Origin of the sequence: Gordonia aichiensis, from assembly GCF_039946255.1 — a bacterium.
GTDB lineage: Bacteria > Actinomycetota > Actinomycetes > Mycobacteriales > Mycobacteriaceae > Gordonia > Gordonia aichiensis_A.
On sequence record NZ_JBCDWL010000049.1, the window covers coordinates 1 to 615 of the forward strand.

Here is a 615-nt window from a genome sequence, read left to right on the forward strand (position 1 = left end):
CTGCCACTCGCGCAGGTGGTGGGCTTCGGTGCGGGCGAACGGCGCCGCACAGCCCGGGGCGGTGCACCCGCGATCACGGGCGAACAACATCAACCGCTGCGCCTTCGACGCCAACCGCCGACCCCGCCCCAAATACAGGGGCTGGCCGGTCGCATGGGAGAACACCGCCAGATGCGGCACCGCCCCGGCCGCAACCTGAACCAGGTCGGTCACCGGCACACGAGTACCGGTCGCGGTGATCGCCACCCCGGCCTGCTCGCGCAACTCACGGTCGGTGACGGTGATGACCAACTCCGACGACAACCGACCCGCACCCTGCCCGGCCGACGCGCGCAGGAACTGGAACATCGCCAACAGCCCATCGTGGTTGCGTTGCATCGCGGTCCGCTCGTCGCGCTCGGCCGCGGCGGCCAGGGCGGTCGGGTCGGCGGCCTCGACTGCGCCGGACGGGGAGTCGGGGTCGTCGGGATTGTTCATGCCCGGTACCGCCCAAGACTGCAGCATGATTTCCATCTCGGCGCGCAAGGCGGGGGTGAGCAGGGCGCGGACCTTGCTCATCAGATCCCGCCCCTGCGGCATCAACGCCACCCCGCGGCGCCGGCGGCGGTCCCGATC

At 71.5% G+C, this 615-nt stretch carries 1 protein-coding gene; it reads right to left on the minus strand.

Features of this window, described 5'->3' with window-relative positions; translation table 11 throughout:
- Positions 1–615 (minus strand): DUF222 domain-containing protein (locus tag AAFO60_RS20835; RefSeq protein WP_347958150.1); only part of this gene is annotated, 615 nt, incomplete at both ends.